Source organism: 'Santalum album' aster yellows phytoplasma (assembly GCF_018283495.1).
Classification (GTDB): Bacteria; Bacillota_I; Bacilli_A; order Acholeplasmatales; family Acholeplasmataceae; genus Phytoplasma; species Phytoplasma asteris.
In genome coordinates this window covers 20,827-41,662 of sequence record NZ_JAGVSK010000002.1, presented here as the reverse complement: position 1 = coordinate 41,662, position 20,836 = coordinate 20,827, and the positions used below count along the sequence as shown (strand labels likewise).

At 23.8% G+C, this 20,836-nt stretch carries 17 protein-coding genes; 14 read left to right on the top strand and 3 right to left on the bottom strand.

Features of this window, described 5'->3' with window-relative positions; translation table 11 throughout:
* The first annotated feature begins 636 nt into the window (after nucleotides 1-636).
* Nucleotides 637-2,160 (top strand): chromosomal replication initiator protein DnaA, encoded by a 1,524-nt coding sequence (gene dnaA, locus KE631_RS00755; protein WP_212508979.1) that lies wholly within the window; start codon nucleotides 637-639, stop codon nucleotides 2,158-2,160.
* Nucleotides 2,161-2,495: 335 nt separating this feature from the next.
* A complete protein-coding gene (gene dnaN, locus KE631_RS00750) occupies nucleotides 2,496-3,632 on the top strand; it encodes a DNA polymerase III subunit beta (RefSeq protein WP_212508978.1) in 1,137 nt (378 codons plus the stop codon).
* Nucleotides 3,633-3,726: 94 nt separating this feature from the next.
* Here dnaN and KE631_RS00745 read toward each other — a convergent pair whose 3' ends face one another.
* Complete coding sequence (locus KE631_RS00745; RefSeq protein WP_212508977.1) at nucleotides 3,727-3,957, bottom strand: hypothetical protein; 231 nt, start codon at nucleotides 3,955-3,957, stop codon at nucleotides 3,727-3,729.
* Nucleotides 3,958-4,613: 656 nt separating this feature from the next.
* On the opposite strand from KE631_RS00745, the gene KE631_RS00740 reads away from it, so the two are divergent.
* Complete coding sequence (locus KE631_RS00740; RefSeq protein WP_212508976.1) at nucleotides 4,614-4,817, top strand: hypothetical protein; 204 nt, start codon at nucleotides 4,614-4,616, stop codon at nucleotides 4,815-4,817.
* Between the two features lie 594 nt (nucleotides 4,818-5,411).
* On the top strand, nucleotides 5,412-5,618 hold the full coding sequence (locus KE631_RS00735; protein ID WP_212508975.1) for a hypothetical protein: 207 nt from the start codon (nucleotides 5,412-5,414) through the stop codon (nucleotides 5,616-5,618).
* Nucleotides 5,619-6,093: 475 nt separating this feature from the next.
* Here the strand turns inward: KE631_RS00735 and KE631_RS00730 are convergent, their stop codons facing one another.
* Entirely contained in the window at nucleotides 6,094-6,882 is a 789-nt protein-coding gene (locus tag KE631_RS00730; protein WP_212508974.1) for a phosphatase PAP2 family protein, read from the bottom strand.
* A 1,418-nt stretch (nucleotides 6,883-8,300) separates the two neighbouring features.
* Here KE631_RS00730 and KE631_RS00725 point away from each other — a divergent pair.
* From KE631_RS00725 to KE631_RS00680, 10 genes are all read left to right on the top strand, one after another.
* Nucleotides 8,301-9,617, top strand: coding sequence for a bifunctional folylpolyglutamate synthase/dihydrofolate synthase (locus KE631_RS00725; protein WP_212508973.1), 1,317 nt, complete (start codon nucleotides 8,301-8,303; stop codon nucleotides 9,615-9,617).
* Between the two features lie 70 nt (nucleotides 9,618-9,687).
* The gene (locus KE631_RS00720) at nucleotides 9,688-10,908 is read left to right on the top strand and encodes a glycosyltransferase (protein ID WP_212508972.1); all 1,221 of its coding nucleotides are present in this window, start codon (nucleotides 9,688-9,690) and stop codon (nucleotides 10,906-10,908) included.
* 170 nt (nucleotides 10,909-11,078) lie between these two features.
* Nucleotides 11,079-12,326, top strand: a complete 1,248-nt coding sequence (locus KE631_RS00715) for a glycosyltransferase (RefSeq protein WP_212508971.1) — start codon at nucleotides 11,079-11,081, stop codon at nucleotides 12,324-12,326.
* A gap of 546 nt (nucleotides 12,327-12,872) precedes the next feature.
* The gene (rpsF, locus tag KE631_RS00710) at nucleotides 12,873-13,160 is read left to right on the top strand and encodes a 30S ribosomal protein S6 (RefSeq protein WP_034172155.1); all 288 of its coding nucleotides are present in this window, start codon (nucleotides 12,873-12,875) and stop codon (nucleotides 13,158-13,160) included.
* A gap of 14 nt (nucleotides 13,161-13,174) precedes the next feature.
* Nucleotides 13,175-13,519 carry a single-stranded DNA-binding protein gene (locus KE631_RS00705; RefSeq protein ID WP_011160385.1) on the top strand — a complete coding sequence of 115 codons (345 nt, stop codon included), beginning with the start codon at nucleotides 13,175-13,177 and terminating at the stop codon, nucleotides 13,517-13,519.
* Nucleotides 13,520-13,655: 136 nt separating this feature from the next.
* Nucleotides 13,656-13,895, top strand: a complete 240-nt coding sequence (gene rpsR / locus KE631_RS00700; RefSeq protein WP_212508970.1) for a 30S ribosomal protein S18 — start codon at nucleotides 13,656-13,658, stop codon at nucleotides 13,893-13,895.
* A 93-nt stretch (nucleotides 13,896-13,988) separates the two neighbouring features.
* On the top strand, nucleotides 13,989-16,538 hold the full coding sequence (gene rplI / locus KE631_RS00695; RefSeq protein ID WP_212508969.1) for a 50S ribosomal protein L9: 2,550 nt from the start codon (nucleotides 13,989-13,991) through the stop codon (nucleotides 16,536-16,538).
* Nucleotides 16,535-17,878: a replicative DNA helicase gene (gene dnaB / locus KE631_RS00690; protein WP_212508968.1), complete on the top strand. Its 1,344-nt coding sequence runs from the start codon at nucleotides 16,535-16,537 to the stop codon at nucleotides 17,876-17,878. Before rplI ends, dnaB begins: the two co-directional genes overlap by 4 nt.
* 69 nt (nucleotides 17,879-17,947) lie before the next feature.
* Nucleotides 17,948-19,003: a peptide chain release factor 1 gene (prfA, locus tag KE631_RS00685; protein WP_212508967.1), complete on the top strand. Its 1,056-nt coding sequence runs from the start codon at nucleotides 17,948-17,950 to the stop codon at nucleotides 19,001-19,003.
* Between the two features lie 112 nt (nucleotides 19,004-19,115).
* The gene (locus KE631_RS00680; protein ID WP_212508966.1) at nucleotides 19,116-19,673 is read left to right on the top strand and encodes an L-threonylcarbamoyladenylate synthase; all 558 of its coding nucleotides are present in this window, start codon (nucleotides 19,116-19,118) and stop codon (nucleotides 19,671-19,673) included.
* A gap of 38 nt (nucleotides 19,674-19,711) precedes the next feature.
* On the opposite strand, the gene holA is transcribed toward KE631_RS00680, so the two are convergent.
* Nucleotides 19,712-20,683, bottom strand: a complete 972-nt coding sequence (gene holA, locus KE631_RS00675) for a DNA polymerase III subunit delta (protein ID WP_212508965.1) — start codon at nucleotides 20,681-20,683, stop codon at nucleotides 19,712-19,714.
* Nucleotides 20,684-20,836 lie beyond the last annotated feature (153 nt).

Below are 20,836 nucleotides of genomic sequence, written 5' to 3'. Positions count from 1 at the left end.
TTGAAAGAATTAAAAACAATTACAAATTTATTTTATCATTTTTAAGTTATATTTTGATATTTTTTTGAAAAAAACGCAATAAATTAGAATAAAAAAACAATAACAAAGTAAAAATAAAATAAAAATAAAAGTTAGGAAAAAATAGGTTTAAATGTTCCTAAGTTTTAAAAAATATTCCTAAGTTTTAAAAAAAATTAATTTTTAGTTGTAAAAAACTAACTTAGAAAAAGATTAAAATAAAAGTTAATTTTTTCTAAAATTGTTCCTTCTTTTTTAAAAAGAAAGGTTTTTCAAAGTTAGGAAAAAGTTATTTTTTTTGTTCCTAAAAACTGTGGCTTTTTATGTTATTATTTTATTGAATAATTTTATTTTTTCTAGAAAAAACGTGAAAGCAAAAAAGTTTTAAAAATAGTTGTTAAAAATAAATTGTTTCCAAACTGTTAAAAATAGTTCCTAAAATGTTAATAAATTTTTCCTTAATTTGAGGAAAAAATAAAGTTAAAAGCTATTTTTTTTAGAATTAGGAACAAAAAAATGTGCTTCATAATAATAATAATTTAATAAAAAAATAATATAAAAAATAAAAAACAATAATTAAAATAAAATATTAAAGGTAATATTAAAGGTAATATTGAAATGAATAATTATAATAAAATTTGGGAAATAATTTTAAATGAACTATCAAAAATTTACAGTGATGAAGTTTTTAAAGAAACATTTTCCAATATTAAAAAAATAAACCAAATTGAAGAAAAAATTATAATTTCAGTAGAAACTGAATTTATTAAGAATAAAATATATAAAATGTATTTTGAAAAAATCAAAAAAATAACTAAATTAAAATTTGAAGAAAAAATTATAATTGAATTTGTTTCAGAAAAAAATAAAAAAAATAGTAATTTTGATGATGAAAAAAAACATTTTGAAAATCTTAAAGAAAAATTAGAAAATGAGAATCAAAATTATTTTTCCAAAATTGAAAATAATGAAAATAATGATGAATTCCAAAATAATAAATATTTTGAAACAATTGAAAAAGAACAAATCAAAACTAAAACTGATAATGACACAAATGTTGAAATTGAAAATAGAAAAATAAGTTTTAATAAATACAATTATGGAAATACCAATCCAAAGTATAGTTTTGATAATTTTGTTGTGGGAAAAAGTAATAATTTTGCCTTTAAAATTGCCAAAAAAATTGCTGAAGAAAAAAAAGTAACTACCAATCCGCTATATATTTTTGGAAAAGCAGGAATCGGAAAAACTCATCTAATTCAGGCAATCGGAAATCATATTTTGAAAAAAACACATTCAGCCAAAAAAGTTCTATATGTAAAAGCTGACGGATTTATTGAAGAATTTACCAACCAATTAAGAAAATCCAAAATGGAGGATTTCAACGAAAAATACCGTGATATTGATCTTTTATTAGTTGATGATATCCAAATTATGGCAGGTGCTACAAGAACTCAAATGGAGTTTTTTAAATTATTTGATTATCTTTATTTAAACCAAAAACAAATTGTAATTACAAGTGATAAACAAGCCTCAGAACTAAAAAATATTATGAGTAGATTAACTTCACGTTTTGAAGCTGGTCTTATGGTTGATATTCAAAGTCCTGATTTTAATCATCGTCTCAATATTTTGAAAAAGAAAATATTAGAATTTGAACCACAAAATCATTTGAAAATAAAAAAAGATGTCCTTGATTTGATTGCTTCTTCTTTTGTTAATAATGTTCGTGAAATGGAAGGAGCTTTATTAAGATTATTGAATTATGCCCAAACTTTTGGATATGATATTGATATTAATATTGCCAATGAAGCTTTAGAACTTTTGATTAAAAGCAAAAAAAGTGTTTCTTATGATGAGGATGTTTTGGAAAAAATCAAATCAGTTGTTAGCAATTTTTTCAATATTTCAGTTCGTGATTTAATGAGTAAAAAAAGACAACAAAAATATACTTTACCGCGTCATATTGCTATGTATTTAATCAAAGAATTAAAAGATATTCCTTATAATATTATTGGTAGTTTTTTCAAAAGAAACCATTCTGCAGTTTTTAAAGCTTATCAAAAAATTAAAAAAAATTCTCAAAGTGATTATGAATTAAAAAAATCCTTAGAACTTATTTTGAAAAAAATTAATTCTTAATAAGTGAATTAAATAATAAATGAATTGAATAAAATTGAATAATAATTAAATTAAAAATGAATTAATAAATTATCTATATTTTAAAAAAGTATCTTTTAATTATTCGATGATTTTTAACTTATTTTAGTCTGTTTTTGAAATTGTAATATAAATTATTAAAAGTAAGTTAAACATCAATTAAAATAACTTTAAACGTGTTTAAATGCCATTATATGAAATAAATAATAAAGATATAAAATAAATAATAAAGATATAAAATAAATAATAAAGATATAAAATAAATAATAAAGATATAAAATAATTACTACAACAAAAAGATAAATGAGGTTTAATAAATGTATTTAGAAATTAATAAAGATATTTTTTTGGAACAACTTTTAAAAATACAAAAAATTTTCCCCCAAAAAACTTTTTTCCCTATTTTTAATGCTCTCAAAATCCAAACACAAGAAAATAACTTAATTTTAGAAGCTAATAATGGCAATATTGCAATTAAAATAGAAATTAAAGATGAAAGTTTAAAAATTAAAAAACAAGGTAAAATTGCTTGTTTAGGGAGATATTTTATTGAAATAATTAAAAAAATTAGTGATTCTTTAATTAAAATTACTGTAATGGAAAATAATTTTTTAGTAATTAAAACTAGTTTTTGTAAATATAAATTAAAATTAATGGATGTTTGTGATTTTTTAGAACTTGATTTTTCTTTCCAAAAATTAGATTCTTTTCAAATTGAAACTCATTTTTTCAAAAATATGATTAAAGAAATAAATATTTCTACTTCTAAAAATGAAAAAAGACCTATTTTAATGGGACTTAACTTGATTTATCAAAACAATTTTTTAAAAGCTTGTGCTACTGATTCTTTTCGAATGAGTCAAAAAAAAATCAATCTAGATATTAAATATCACAATTTTAATATTGTTATTCCTAATAAAAGTTTAGAAGAATTAAGTAAAATATTAGAACATTGTCAAAGTAAATATTTAAAAATTTATTCTGATACTCAAAAAATCTTTTTAGAAATTGATAATTTATGGTTTCAAACTTCACTTTTAGAAGGAAATTATCCCCAAATTCAAGAAATTAAACTTACAAATTTTCCTTTTTCTATTCATTTAAATAAAGATGATTTAATGAAAGCCTTAGAAAGAGTTTCATTGTTGTTTTCCAAAGAACAAATAAATACTAATGTTATTAAATTTATTTTAACTAAACAAAATTCAATTGAAATTTCTTCTTCTAGTGAAAGTTTGGGAACTGCTTTGGAAAAAATTATTCCTTTAAAAGTTAGTGCAAATAGTTTCCAAATTGCTTTTAATGCTAAATATTTAGAAGATGTTTTAAAAGTTTTATCAGTTAAAGAAGTAGTTTTTTATTTTGATAATCCCTTAAAACCATTTATTATTACTACTTTGGAAAAAGATAGTTCTATTCATTTGATTCTGCCTATTCCTTTCGAAAATGATTGATATTGTTATATAATGGCAAGATAATAAAAAGAACAGTGTTAATCTTAATTGTCTAAATAAATGAAACAGTTAGTTATTAATTACTACAAATGATTTAATATTTAAACCAATATATTTCTTTTAGTTCTTTTTCAATTTCTTTTTTAAGGTTTTTAATGCATTGTTGTAATATATTTTGTTTATTTTGTTGGTTATAATTTTCGTTATCTTCTGTTACTTTTTCTTTGCTCCAAGTTAAAAATGAACTATACTCTTTTTCAATGTTTGGAAATATGTTTTTTTCATTTCTTGTTTCATATTTACCTACACAATTATCCCATGACATGCTTTTTAAATCATTTAATATTTCTTCAACAATTCTATCAAATTGAATTTGGGTAATCTCTTTGAGATTGCTTTCAAATGTATTTAATGTATTTAATGTATTTAATGTATTTAATGTATTTAATGTATTTAATGTATTTAATGTATTTAATGTATTTAATGTATTTGTATTTTGTTTTGTTTCTGGTTTTGGATCTTGCCAAAAAGTTGTTATCTCTAAACTAGAAGATGACGATTTATTTTTTTGATGGTTTATTTTTTGATGGTTTTTGTTCAGATGGTTTGTTTGGTGTTGTTTTTATTTGGGATGGCACTTTGTTTGGTTTTTTAAAATATTGATATAAAAGAAAACTGCAAACACTCAAAAAGCAGCAATAAATAAAAATAGTTAATATTTTTTTACATTTTGATTCATATTATTTTATTCCTTGCTTTCTTTTGAAAATTGTTTTCTTTTTTAAAAAATATTTTATCCCTTACTTTTATTTTACTTGTTTTTTTTGCAAGAAAAATACTAAGTAATTATAATTTTATTAAGTAAATTTATTTATATAAATATTAATAGTAATAAAAAATGGTATAATTATCATAAAGATTATAAATTATCTTTTTATTTTTATTATAATTATATTTATAAAAAACAAAATAGGAGCAAATATGAAGTTTAAATTAAATTTTAAAGTAAAAGATATTAAATCCAAAATAACTCCTTTTAATATTTTAATATTGTGTTTATTTGTAGTGATTATTTTTTTAGGAGTTTCATATTTTAAATTTACACAACAAAATAAAAGAGATACAGAACAAGCATCAGATCAAAAAGTAAATTTATTATTAGATGAAAAAAAATTAGCGATTTAGAAAAATATTTAGAAAAAGAACAATTAAAAAATTTTTAAAAAGTAAAAAGTTGTCCAAAGTTTTGGAACACCTCAAACTAAATATATAATATATTCTTTTATCGTTTTAAATATTATTTTATTTTTAGGTGGGTTTTGTTAATTGTAAAAAAATATAAAATTAAACAATTTAAAGATAAAGAAGTAGAAATAAAAGTAAAATAAAAAATAATAAAAAAGTAGGATATAACTTTAAAACATTTAATTGAAAAAGGTCTTTCTTATAAACAAATTTTAGAACAATTAAAACCATTTTTTGGTGCTTTTGATCTTAAATATATTAAAAATAATGAAGGAAAACAAATATATACTATAAGTTATTTAAGACAAAAAAGGGATTATGAAGACAAAGAATTGGTAAAAGAAGGTTTTAATGTAAAAGATTTTAAAGAAATTGGTTACCAACTTCCTCAATTAATAGAAATTTTTAGTTTAAAAAATTAAATAAATCAGGTTATAGTTTGGAAGAAATAAAAAATTTAGATCCTCAAACAGAAAGTTTTTTTATTTAAAACAATTTAGTGCAAGAGATTTAAAAGATAAAGTTGGTTTTACTTTGCAAGAAATGCAATTATATAATTATAATCTGAAAGATTTTGCCAAAGGTGGCATTATCATACAAGAAATAAAAGAAACATCAATATATATAAATCCTCCTAAATTAAAAGAAACAGGTTTTACTTTTCAACAAATTAAAGAAGCGGGATATACACTTGATGATTTAGGATACAAATATGAAACACCAAATCCATTGCAAAATTAAACATTTATTCCTTTTCAAGAATTAAAAGATGCAGGTTATGATGCAAAAGATTTTAAAAATGCTAAATATCCAGCACAATATTTGAAAAATAATGGTTTTTCTTTGAAAGAATTAATGAATGCTAAATATAGATCATTTGATTTGAAAATAGCTGGATATATATTAGAAGAAATTAAAGAGTGTTTGACAAACCATCCAAATTCTTATTATAATATACAAAATATAGAACAAAATTATTATACTGAAAATGTTCATAATTAGATTTTAATTATATAATCCGTACTATCTTGTTTTTTATCATGTTATAATGGTGGTAATAAATAATTTTGGTTTTTCCAAAACCAAAACTTTAATTCTTTTACCTGTGTATTTTATTAGAAACTAATCATTATAACTTTTTTTGTAAAAAAGTGCTCAGCAATTCTAAATTTATTTCTATTTTGGTTATTATAGGTAATTTATTGACAAAAAAAGATTATCTTAATTGATAGTCTTTTTTAATATTATTCATTTTTTTACCAACTAAAAAGAAAGTAGTTTCTACTAAAATAATTGAAATTATTCCATCCATTATATAATGTTGTTTTAAAACAAAAGTAGAAATAAAAACTAAAATAGCACAAAATAATTGTCCATAATTTAATATTTTAGGGATTTTCTTTTTATTTTTTTGGCGAAAACCAATATAACATAAGAAACTTAAACTAACATGAAAACTTGGTAAATAATTAAAATGCAAACAATCATATTTATATAAATTTTGAATTAAAAAATCTACAAAACTTTTGTTTTCCTTAAATAAAAACTTATCCAACATTTGAACTGGGAAAACAAAAAATAAAATTAAACTAATAGCTAAAATTATAAAATAAGAAATGAATAATTGAAATATTATTTTTTTATCTAAATATTTATATATCAAATAAGGAGCAATTAAAAACCACCACCAGCAGCTTATGATATAAATATAAATAAAATATTTAGAAAATTCCCAACTAGGGAATCCACTGCTTCCATTAATATTTAAATTTAATATTTTTACCCAATAATTATTAGTTTCTTCATTACCATCTTCTTTAATTCGAATAATTGTTTTAAAAAAACCATTTTTATTCTTTTCAATTATATATAAAGAACCAAACCAAGTTATGTGTTGAATTAAAACAATAAATAAAAACCATAATATATATTTTTTAAGATATTTATTTTTACTATTTGTTTCTTTTTTTTCTAAATTGTTTCTTTGTAAAGTTTGTTTTTCCATTTTTAATAATTTAAACTCCTGTTATTTTTGTTATTTATAATATTGGATTTTATAATGATAATTTATTAAGAATTAAAAAAACGATATAAAAAAATAATAAAAATAAATTATTTTATAAAATTAAAGAAAACAAAAAAATAAAGAACCAAAATACTTAAAAAATAAAACCACCTTTTATATTTTTTGATAACTACAATATCATTATTTTTGATGATTTTATTTTTTAAAATAATTGTATAGAAACTAATTATTAATATCATTATAGAAGTTAGAAAAGCATAAAACAATAACATAAACTCGTTAATTTCATATTTTGTTATTTCTCTCGAATAAGGATTTAACTTTTCATTATCAATTTTTATAAGTATAAACATTATTAAAAAATAAATCAAAGGATATATTATTCCTACATATTTTTTTTTTAATTTTATTATGCTTTTGTTTTGGAAAAAATAATAAAATATAAACATCAAAGATAAAATTTTGTGTTCAAAAAAATAATTAATTTGCAAAGTACCTGTTTTGGTTTCAATTAAACAAAAAAACATCACTATTAAACAATTAATCAAACAAACAAAACTTAAATAAGGATAATATTTTGATTTTTTAAATTTATTATTTAAAGATAAGAGTAAAAAGATATTCACTGATAATGTGTTTTGTCTTGTAAATAAACCTAAAGTAAAAAAATTTCTTTTATTTTTATTATATGAAATTGTATCAATAGCCAAAAGAGAAGTGATAAAAGAAATAATTAAAGGAACATAAACTAAAAACTTTTTTGAAAAAACATTTTTTGCTTTTCCGTTTGTATTTGTATCTAAATTATTTTTATACATAAACATAAAAAATCCTTTATAATATTGTTTTTTAATTTTTAGATAAATAATATTTGATTAATTTAGAAAAACTTTTACTTATTTTTTTAATCCTTTTTTATTTTTAATAATTTTTTTAAGAACTTGTTAGTATAATGTTGTTTTTAAAAAATTATTTAAAAGTATAACAGTAATATTATAACATTTTTATATTTTTGAAAGTTTCTTTTTTTAAAATATGATTTTTATTGACTCTAACTATTTTATTTATTTAGTCAAATTAATATTTATTTTTTTTGCTTACTTTATTTTACTAAGTAATAATTTATCCTTATTTTGCCTTTGAACCTTATTTTTGCAATATTTTTTGTGGTATAATAAACTTGTATTTACAATTTTAATTTATTATGTAGTTCAAAATAAGTTAATAAAAAACTAATAAAAACAAATTTACAATAGATATTAAAAATTCAAAAAAACAAAACAATTTAAAAAACACCTTAAACAAATATATTCTATCAAACATTTAGTAATTTAAAAAATTTAATAATATCAAAGAAATCCTAAATATAAATAAATCCAAACAAAAGGAAAATAAAAATGATTACTGAAATAACTAACATAAAAGAAGCTATTTTGTGGATTGAAAAAAGAGAAATTTTAGGCATGCGTTTAGGACTTTTGCGTGTTTTGGCTTTGTTAAAATTATTACATCATCCTGAAAAAAAATTAGCTATGATTCATATTGCAGGTACTAATGGCAAAGGTTCAACTGTTAATTATTTAAGTTCTTTATTGCAACAAAATTGTTCCAAAGTAGGAACTTTTATTTCTCCTCATATTCAAAATTACAATGAAAGAATTAAAATTAATGGCGAGACTATTTCTTGTAATGATTTAATAATTTGGGTTCGTAAAATTAAAAAGTTAGTAGACCAAGCAAGTCCCAATTCTGCTTTATTTAGCATTACTCCGTTTGAAATTATCACCGCTATTGCTTTTGATTATTTTTATCATAAAAAAGTTGATGTTTGTGTAATTGAAGTAGGTTTGGGAGGTCTTTTAGACAGTACCAATGTTATTTATCCCATCCTAACTGGAATTACTACCATTGGCAAAGATCACGAACATATTTTAGGAAAAACTCTTAAAGAAATTGCTTTTCAAAAAGCAGGAATTATTAAACCCAAAGCTCCCTTAGTTACAGGAAATATTTCTCCAAAAGCTTTGTTAGTTATTGAACAACAAGCCATCAAAAACAAAACTCCCATTTATAAATTCAAAAAAGATTACAACATAACTTATTTAGGAATGCAAACTTGGCAAGAATGTTTTAATTTTAAAACAAAACAAATCACAATAAAAGCCATCAAAACTCCTTTAATAGGAAAATATCAACCTGAAAATGCTGCAATGGCAATCCAACTTTATTATTTATTTTGTCAGCTGAAAAAATTTCCTTTCTTAGAACAAAATGTTTTTATAGGCATTAGCAAAACTCAAATTCCAGCCAGAATGCAAAAACTAAATTCAAATCCTTTAATTATTTTAGATGGTGCTCACAATGTGCATGCCATAAGAAAATTAGTCCAAACAACAATCAAACAATTTAGTAACTACCGCATTTCTATTTTATTTTCTGCTTTGGAAAACAAAAATGTAGTTTCTATGTTGTACCAATTATTAAAAATTCCCAAAGCCCACATTTATTTAACAACTTTTAATCATCCAAATAGTATTGAATTAGTACAAAAATATTTGTTTATTGCTCCACAAAGAATTACAAAAGTTTTTGATTGGCAAGACAAATTGAAGGATTTTTTACAACAAAACCAAACTCAAAATTGTAAAGATTTATTGTTAATTACAGGCTCTCTATATTTTGCCTCAGAAGTAATTCATTTTTTTGATATTTAAATATTTTTAATATTTTAAAAACATCAAATTTAATTTACACAACTTTAAAAAACTTAAATAGGAGTCAAAAATGAAAATAGGTTTTTTTACTGATACATACTTACCAATTATTGGAGGTATTCCTATCTCTGTTAAATCTCATAAAGATAGTTTAGAAAAATTAGGACATAAAGTTTATATAATTACTTCTCAAGGACCTAAGAATTATGAAGAAAAAGATGCTTCAATAATAAGAATTAAAGGAATACCAATACCTTTTAAAGGTTTTGAAGGTCATCGTTTCGTATTGAGGTTCAAAAAATATTTATCTCTTGTAAAAGATCTTAATTTAGATACTATCCATATTCATACTGAATTTCCTATTGGTAAATTAGGTATTTATGCTTCTCAAAAATTAAATATACCATCCGTTTATACTATGCACACCATGCACGAATATTTTTTTAATAAAAGCAAAAATATTGGAATAAAAATATTTAAATTATTTTTTATATTAGCTAATAGAAAAGCTTTAAAAAAATTTATTTCCAAAACGCATTCTACAATTGTTCCTACTCATAAAATTTTAACTTTATTAGAAAAAGATTACAATATCAAAGGAAAATATAATGTTGTTCCAACAGGTTTTAATTTAGAAAAATTTTATTCCCAAAATCACTCTTTAGAAGAAATTCAAGCTTTAAAAGTTAAATTTAATTTAGTAAATGATTTTGTTTGTATTTATGTAGGTAGGTTGTCGCCTGAAAAAGACATTTCTTATTTGATTAGTGCTTTTGCTTCTTTTTGTCAAAATCATCCTCAAAGTAAATTTGTGATTGTTGGCGATGGTCCTGAAAAAAAAGCTCTCCAAAAACAAGTAAAACAATTACAAATCGAAAATAATGTTTGTTTTTTGGGATTTGTTCCTTATGATAATTTAGGAATTTATTATCAATTGGGAAATTGTTTTTTGAGTGCTTCTTTATTTGAGACTCAAGGTTTAACTTTTGTAGAAGCGATGGCATCTTCTTTGGTTTTGTTAGCTAGATACGATCAAGCATTAGATGGTTTAATTGATAATGGAAATAATGCTTTTTTTTATCATCAAAAAGAAGAATTAATCCATTATTTAAGTCTTTTATACAATGATAATAAAAAAACTAAAACAATGTCTATGAATGCCAAAAACTCAATACTTAATTATGATCAAACAAGTTTTGCTTCTAAAATGATCTCAATTTATAAAGAAGCGATAAAAAATAATAAAGAAAACAATAACCAAAACAATAACCAAAACAATAACCATAATTAATTATTTTTACCCTTTTTATTATTTTTCCTTATTCCCTAATTATTTCAACTTTTTAGTTATTAAAAAATATAAATTTATTTTTTATTTTTGTTGCTATTACTATTACAATTTGCTATGTTTTCATTAAGATAAAAAAGTATGACAATGACAATAATAAGGAGGTTTTTTGCTTGAAAATAGGAATTTTTACCGATTCATATAAACCTTTAATTAGTGGTGTTGTTGTTTCTTGTGATTCTCTAAGAGAAGGTTTGGAAGCTTTGGGACATGAAGTCTATATTATTACAACTAACTGTCCAAAAGTCAAACAAGAAAAAGATTCTCGCGTAATAAGAATTAAAGGAATGCCATTGCCTTTTAAAATTTTTAAAAATCATCGTTGGGTTTTAAGTTATAAAAAACATCTTTTTAAAATCAAAGCCCTTAATTTAGATGTAATTCATGTTCATACTGAATTTGGGGTAGGTTCTTTAGGGCTTTTAGCTAAACAAAAATTAAATTTGCCTTTAGTTTATACAGCACACACAATGTATGTTGCCTTTTTTGATACTCAAAAATCTTTTATTGTTAAATGTTTTAAAAAACCCATTTTAAAATATGTAGACTATCTTTTTACTAAATTTATTTTTAATAGTGATGTCAATATTTTACCTACTAAAAAAGTGTTGTATTTTTTAGAAAATCGCTATTCTAATAAAGTTAATGATACTTCTAAAATCAATTATCAAATTGTTCCAACAGGTTTTAATTTAGAAAAATTTTATTATCACAATCATTCATCAGAAAAAGTTTTTTCATTAAAACAACAATTAGGACTTAAAGATTCATTTGTATGTCTTTATGTAGGAAGAATATCTGCTGAAAAAGAAATTGATTATTTGATGGACGCTTTTACTTCTTTTCACCTTCAAAATCCCAAAAGTAAATTTTTAATTATTGGTGATGGACCTGAAAGAAAAAATTTAGAAAAAAAAGCCCAAAAACTTAATTTAGATGATAAAATCATTTTTTTAGGATTTGTTTCTTATGATAAGTTAGGAATTTATTATCAATTGGGAAATTGTTTTTTGAGTGCTTCTTTATTTGAGACTCAAGGACTTACATATATTGAAGCACTAGCTGCTTCTTTGCCTTGTGTAGTGCGTTTTGATCAAGCATTAGAAGGAGTAATTAAACATGAACAAAATGGATTTTTTTATCATAACCAAGAACAATTAATTACAATTCTTACTTCCTTATATCAAAATCCAGATAATTTTAAACAATTATCATATCAAGCTCAAAAATCAGTTAATTTATATACTCAAAAGACTTTTGTAACTAATGTTTTAGAAGTTTATAATCAAGCTATTGATAATCATAAATTAAAAAAACAAAAATTAATTCAACATCAAAAAGAAACTTCAGATAAGATTTAATTATAAAGAACAAAAAAAGATCAAATTATTTATTTTTAATAAGTAATTTGATCTTTTAATATTTTATTTATTATGATGTTATTTTGAAAGTTTTCAAAAAATTATTTTACTATTTTGAGAATCTAAATATATTTCTACTAATTGAGATACAATAAAAACACTTATCCAAAACCATTTTTTATTTGATAAAGGTATTTTATCATACCAATTTTCTTTATAAGTTCCTTTTGTTTTTATTTTTGAATACACTTTTATTTTAACTAAAAAAAACACTTAATAAAACAACAAATTATTTATTTTTCATCAATTTTATTCACATCTTATTTCATTTTTACAAAAATTCCCAACTTTAAAATTACTTTTTTTATTTTTTTATTACCTTATCCAACTAAAAAACCTATAAATATTACAGTTTTGTCATCTAATTAACTCAAAAAAATATTTTTTTGTTATAATATTAATGTCTTATAAATTATAAAATAAAATGCTTATTCCTTGTCTTTACAATTTAGAGATAAAGACCGCGTAGGCCATAAGGAGAAAAAAATGAAAAAATACGAAATAATGTATATTTTACGCCCCAATTTAGACAGCAAAGACGTTAAAAAAATTAATGACACTTTGCAAAATGTTTTTTTACAAGCCCCAAATCAAATTTTGGAACAAAACGAAATAGGATTAAAAGACCTAGCTTATCTTATTGATAATCATAAAAAAGGATATTACAATTGGTTAATGGTAAAAGCAGATAATGATGCTGTTTTAGAATTTAATCGTATTGTTAAAATTACTGAAGAAATTATTAGATTTATCTTTATCAAAGATAAAGAATAAGGAGTTTAATTCATATGATTAATAAAGTTATTTTAGTAGGTCGCATTACCAAAGACCCAGAACTAAAAAATACTAATAGTGGTACTTATGTTGTTAAATTTACTTTGGCAGTTAATAGAATTGTAAGTGCTTCTAGCGAAAAAAAAACTGATTTTATCAATTGTACTGTTTTTGGTAAACAAGCTGAAAATTTAGAAAAATATATTTCTAAAGGTGCTTTAATAGGTGTTGAAGGAAACATTAGAGTAGAAACTTGGGAAAAAGACGGTGTAACTAATTGGCAAACTAGTGTTGTTTGTAACAATGTCCAATTCTTAGAATCTAAAAAAAATCCTGATAATGCTTATGACAATTTCTAAAATTAAAAACAATTCTTAAATTAACTGATATAAATAATAAACAAATATAACAATCAAATCTTAAAACAAAAACATTAAATACAAGCGAACCAAACCAAACAACAATAAATATTTTCAATTTCAAAAGGAGCTACAAATGAAATTCAACAATAAAAAAAATACTTTTAAAAAACGTCGCAAAGTTTGTTTTTTTACTGAAAACAAAGTAACTAAAATTGATTTTAAAGACATAGAGCTTTTACAAAGATTTATTACTGACCGTGGAAGAATTCTTTCTAAAAGAGTAACAAATACTTCTGCTAAATGGCAACGTCAATTGGCAATTGCCATTAAAAGAGCTCGCCATATGGCTTTAATTCCTTTTATCCAACAATAAAAACAGGTGTTGCATCCTGTTTTTTTATTAATTGCAAATATCAAAAACCAAATTTATCTAATTATTTAAATGCAAATGAGGGCAAAAAAAATTATGTTTTCTAAAAATAAACATAACACAAAATTTATTGTAATTGCTTGTGTAATTGTTGTTTTGATTTTAATTCTTTTTTGTTTGGATTTCCAAAATATCCAAGAAATTATCGAAACAATTAATCAATTAACCAACAATCAAAACCCAAGCCAAAATACTTCCAGCGAAATGAGTGGTATGCGTCGTAAAATCATTTTTTTCATTTTTAACTTTTTTGGAAAAATCATTTTAGCATCCTTTGTTATCAGTTTTTTGCTTCACATTAAAAAAAACGCCCAAATTAAAAGATTAAAAAACAAACTTTCTTTATGGTCTAAATTATCTTTTCACGTAAGTCAAATTGGGGAAGAAGTACTTAACGAACTTCCTATTGGTATTGTTTTAATTGATATTTCTAGTCAAGAAATTCAGTGGCTCAATCCTTACGCCAGTTTTATTTTGAAAAATCCTGAAATCAATTCGCCCTTAGCTCAAATTAATGAAAATATGGCACAACTAATAAGTACTTCTGATGCAATCCCCAAAACTATTATCACTTTGGAAAACCAAAAATTTGAATGTTTTTATAAAAAAGATTTAAGTGTTTTTTACTTGTTTGATGCTACCGAAAAAGAACAAATCAAACATTTATTTTTACAAAAAACCTTATCTCTTGCCATGATTGCTTTTGATAATTTAGCAGAATCCTTAATTCGTTATGATCTTTCAGAACAATCACAAATACAAGGTGAATATTTAAGTGCTTTATCTGATTACATTGAACCTTATGAAGGTTATTTAAAACAATTGATAGACGACCGTTTTTTACTTCTTCTTAACCGCCAAAACTTAGATAAAATGTTAGAAAATAAATTTAGTATTTTGGATACCATCCGCAACATTTCTTACAAATATCAATTAAAAGTCACTCTTTCTATGGGAATTGCTTGTTGGAATTTGTCATATGAAAAACTGGCTACCTACAGTCAAAATGCAATTGAATTAGCTCAAAAAAGGGGTGGCGATCAAGTAGTTGTTAATATTGAAAATGAAAAAATTAAATATTTTGGTGCCAAAATTGCTTCTTTAAGTAAACAATCCAAAGTTCATGCTCGTATTAATGCCCAAAATTTGGTCGATATTTTGAAAAAACACCCCCATTGTTTTATCATGGGACACACTCACACCGACCTTGATGCTTTGGGTTCTGTCATTGCTTTTTACAAAATTGCAACCACTATCCATCCTGAAAGCAACAATTATATTATCCTTGATGAAGAAAAATTAGACAAAAGCCTCATTCCTGTTTATCATCAATTAATTAAAACTGAGGCAAAAATATCTCTAAATATTATTACAACCCAACAAGCCTCCAAAATGATTAAAGACAATTCCTTAATTGCAGTTTTGGATACTCAAACTAAAGATATGGTAAATAGTCCCGAACTTTTGTCACTAACGTCCAATATTGTAGTTGTTGATCACCACCGCGCTACCGAAGAAATTATTCCTTCTATTTTTTCTTACGTCGAATCATCTGCTTCTTCAACTGTTGAATTGCTTGTTGAAATTATGGGATTTTTGGAAAAAGAAGTCCACATTACTGTTTTTGAAGCAAGCATTATGTATGCAGGTATTTTAATTGATACTAACGCTTTTATTTATCGTACAAGTTCTAGAACTTTTGAAGTAACTTCCAAATTAAAAGATTTAGGCGCTGATGCAATTGAGGTTAAAAGTTGGTTACGTAAAGACTTTGATAAAGTTTTAGAAATTAATAAACTGATTTCTGAAATGGAAATTTTTATGGATAGATTCGCTATTATTCAAAGTTCTGAAATTTATGAAAATCGTTCTTTTTTAGCTCAAGTGGCAGAAAGTGTTCTAAACATTCGCAACGTTGATGCTGCCTTTATGATAGCTCAAATAGCAGATAATAAAATAGCAATTAGTGCTCGTTCTTACAATGAAATTAACGTTCAAACTATCATGGAACAAATGGAAGGTGGAGGACATCTCAATAGCGCTGCTACTCAATTAGAAGGAACTAATATCAAAACAGTTACAGACACTTTAAAACATTTTTTAAAATTAGAATATGAAAAAGGTGAAAAGAATATGGAAATTATTTTGTTAACTGACATTCCTAATAAAGGAAAAAAACACGAAATTATTAAAGTTAATAATGGTTATGGCAATTTTTTAATTCAAAATAAAAAAGCTCTTTTAGCAGACAAAACCAATTTAGCTGCAATTAAACAATCCCAAATGTTAGAACAAGAACAAAAACGTAATCACGAACTTTTAATGCATAAATTAAAACAAGAAATTGATGACAAAAAAATTACTCTAGATATTCAATTAGGACCTAAAGGAAAAATTTATGGAAAAATTACTCTCAAACAAATTGCTGAAGAATTTTTAAAAGTTCATAATATTACTCTTGACCGCAAAAAAATATCTTTAGAAGGTGAAATCATTGCTATTGGTATTTATCCTGTTGATGTTTTTCTAACTGATCAAATTAAGGCTACTTTTTTCCTTAATGTGACTGAAAGAAAAAGCAAATGACCAATTATTCTAAAAATACTCCTTCAAGTCCTGAAGCAGAACGTGCTTTGTTAGGAGCTTTACTTTTAAACCCTGAAAAAATAGCTTTTACCTTAGATATGATTGCAGAAACTGACTTTTACAACTCTCATCACCAACATATTTTTAGAGCAATGAAAACTTTGCATGAAACTAACAAACAAATTGATTATTCTTCAGTAAGTGCTATTTTAGACAATGAAAAATTATTACAACAAATAGGAAATATCGATTATTTAAATGAATTATCTGATTTGATGCCTTCTACTCAACATATAGAAACCTATATTGATTTAATTAAGGAAACTGCTTTAAAAAGAGAAATTATCGAAACTGTCACTTCATTAGCACAAAAAGGATACGAAAACATTGATGTCCAAGAATATTTGGATTTTTCAGAAGAAAAAATCTTTAATTTAACTAAAAACAAAAAAACCAGTGAATTATTAAAATTAAAAATTTTGTTAAAAGACACTAAAGAAAAAAATATTCTTGCCAAACGCCATAAAGATTTAGTAGGTCTTTCCACTGGATATGATAATCTCAACAATATTACTTTAGGATTTAAGCCCGAAGAATTTATTATTTTAGCTGCTCGTCCTTCCATGGGAAAAAGTACTTTTATGCTTAATTTAGCTCTCAGAATTGCAAATCCCAAACACAATTATCAATCCCCTCATATTGCTATTTTTAGTTTAGAAATGTCAAACGAACAATTAGCTATGCGCATGTTAAGCACTCAATCAAAAATACAGCACAAAAAAATTCAATTGGGTAACACAAACAGAGAAGAAAAATTTTTGTTAGAAATATCAATAGAAAAAATGGATGATCTAAATATTTATTTTGATGATTCAGCTACAGTAAATATTTTAGATATTAAAGCTAAATGTCGCAAACTTAAAAGTCAAAACAAACTTGATATTGTAATGATAGATTATTTGCAACTTATCCGCAAAACTAATAAACACAACCGTCAAGAAGAAGTAGCAGAAATTTCTCAAAGTTTAAAACAAATGGCACGTGAATTAAAAATTCCTGTTATTGCCCTTTCACAATTATCAAGGGATGTAGAAAAAAGAGAAGACAAACGTCCCATTTTGGCTGATCTCAGAGATTCAGGTTCAATTGAACAAGACGCCGATATTGTAATGTTTTTGTACCGAGAAGGTTATTATGAAAAGGACAAAAAACCCGATTCTTCTGGACACACCCAAGTTATTATTGCCAAAAATCGTCAAGGATCAATTGGTATTAGAGAATTTATACTTGATTTTGATCATATGTTTTTTTCAGAAATCGAACCTAATATAAATGAATAAAAAAGCATTTTGATTGATTAAAATATTTTTTTAACCCCCCATTCTTTTTTAAAAAACAAAGAGGTAAATATGCTTGACAGATTAAAAATAATAAAACAAAAATATCAAGATTTACAAAAACTTTTGTTAAACGAACAAAACACAAACCAAAAAATTGACATTTTAAAAAATTTATCAAAATTAGAACCCACAGTAGAACTTTTTAACCGATACTTAAATTTAGAAACCGAATTTACTCAAATACAGACCATTTTAGAAACCCAACAAGATCAAGAATTATTGCTTTTAGCACACCAAGAAAAAGATACTATTTTGTCAGAAAAAAAAACTACCTTAGATCAATTAAAAATTTTGCTCTTACCCCAAGATTCTTTTGATAAAAAAAATGTTGTCTTAGAAATTAAAGGTGCAGCTGGTGGCAACGAAGCGAATCTTTTTGCAGCTGATTTATTACGAACCTATGTTAAATACGCCGAAAGCAAAAAATGGAAAGTCGAAATCCTCAATCTAAATCCCAGCATTAAAGGCGGTCTTTCTTCCGTAGAACTTTTAATTTCTGGACAAAATATTTATTCTTTTTTAAAGTATGAATCAGGTGTGCATCGCGTTCAACGTGTTCCCGCTACCGAAGCCCAAGGGCGAATTCACACTTCTACTGCTGTTGTTTTGGTAGTTCCCGAAGCAGAAGAATTAGAATTAAAAATTGATTGGCATGACATTCGCACCGACACTTTTAATTCTAGCGGACCTGGTGGACAATCAGTAAACACTACTAAATCAGCTGTTAGACTTACTCATATACCTTCGGGAATTAGTGTTGCTTGTCAAGAAGGAAAAAGCCAGCACGAAAACAAAGATAAAGCATTTACCCTTTTAAAAACACGCATTTATAATCAAATGTTAACCGCTAAACAAGAAGAAGAAAACAAACACAGAAAAAATTTAGTAGGAACTGGTGAAAGAAGCGAAAAAATAAGAACATACAATTACCCCCAAAATCGTATAACAGATCACAGAATTGGACTTACTTTACAAAAATTAGATATTATTATGGAAGGCAAACTCGATTTAGTTATTGAACCTTTGATTCATGAAGCCCAAAAAGAACAACTTGCCCAAAGTTAGTTTTGATGCAATTTCTTTTAAAAAACCAAAATCAAAACAATTCAATTAAAAAAACCAGTTTAAGATAAATAAAGATAAATAAAGATAAATAAAGATAAATAAAGGAATTATTGTGAAACCAAAAGATATTATTATTTTTCCAACCGATACAGTTTATGGTATGGGCGCTAAATTATATGATAAAAAAGGACTCAATTGCATTTATCAAATTAAAAAAAGACCTTTAAATAAAAGTATTGTTGTTTTGTGTGCATCTTTACAACAAGCAAAAAAATTGATCCAATTTAGTCCCCAAAGCCTTAAATTAGCTCTGCATTTTTGGCCAGGCCCTTTAACTTTAATTCTGCCTACCACTTTGAAATATTTTTCTAAAACAAAGGCAAAAACTTTAGGAGTAAGAATCCCCAATCATCCTTTAGCTTTGGAAATTTTAAAAAAAAATGGTCCTTTAAAGACCACTTCTGTTAATCAAAGCAATCATCCTCCACTAAATGATTACCAAACTATTTTTAATATTTATAACAATAAAATCGCCTTAATTTATCAAAACTATCACCCGATTTTAAAAATATCTTCAACTATTGTTGATCTAACCACTTTTCAACCAGTTATTTTAAGGCAAGGAACAATTACTCAAGAAGAAATTTTACAAATCTTAAAACCTTTGTGACCGTCAAAAAATTGTAAGTTATGTGCTTAGTTTTCAAATTACAAAAAAACCTTTTGCTTACCCAATAAAAACATTTCCAAACCGATATCTTTATTTACAGCACCCATTTTAATTTGATATTCTAATTCTATTAAATCTAAAAACAGTGTATTTAATTTTTGCGTTTCAATCAATTTTGCTTCTTTCATTAAAAAAAATACTTTGCCTTGTGAAACTGGCAAAACTTTTTGCACTTCTTCTGGGCTTTTTTTTTGTTGCAACATTTCTTTTACCAATAACAATTCTTTAATTTTATGAGTTAATTGATTTATAACGTGAAAAGCATTGATTTTTTGCGTTTTTAAGGTTTGATACATTTGATAAGCATCAATATAATTTTGTTTTAAAAAAAGATTAATTAATCCAAAAATATTGTCATTTTCTTTAAAAGCATTGATTTTTTGCACCAATTGCCAAGTTATATTTTTATCATTTGATTGAAATAATTTGATTTTTGTTATTTCTTGATGCAATAAATAAAGATTATAGTTAGTTTTGCTCACTAATTCTTGGATAGCTTTGGTATCAATTTGAAAACCATCTTTTTGAAAAACTTCCATGATATATTTAAAAAAATCTTTTTTCTCCAAAGTGTTTGTTGTTTTGCAAAGACAATATTTTTCCCAAATTTTTTGAACTTCAGATGCTTTAGTTGTTTTTTCTGCAAAAAAATATAAATCTAAATTGTTGTAAGGATTTTGTAAATAAGAAATTAAAAAAGCCATTTCTTGAGGTTTTTTTTGAAATAAAATTTCACTGTGATCCACCAAAACTACTTTTTTCCATGCGCTTTCAATCAAAGAAGTGGTTTGTAGTTCTTTTTGCAGCTCTGTTACAAGATCTTTTTGCATACAATAATAAACTACATCTAATTGTTTTTGTTTGCAAATATTAATTATTTTTTTTATTTTTTTTTCTAGAAAAAACCTTTGTTTTCCCCAAATTAAATGTATGTTATTTGTTTGTTCCAAATTAAAAACCTCATTTTGCCCTTTTATTATTAATTAATTGTTTGTTTTTTAAATGTTTTTCAAAGATCAATTCAACATTATTATCATTATCACTATTGTTATTTTATCAAAAAAATATTATTATAAAACGATATCACAAAATATAAAGCAACA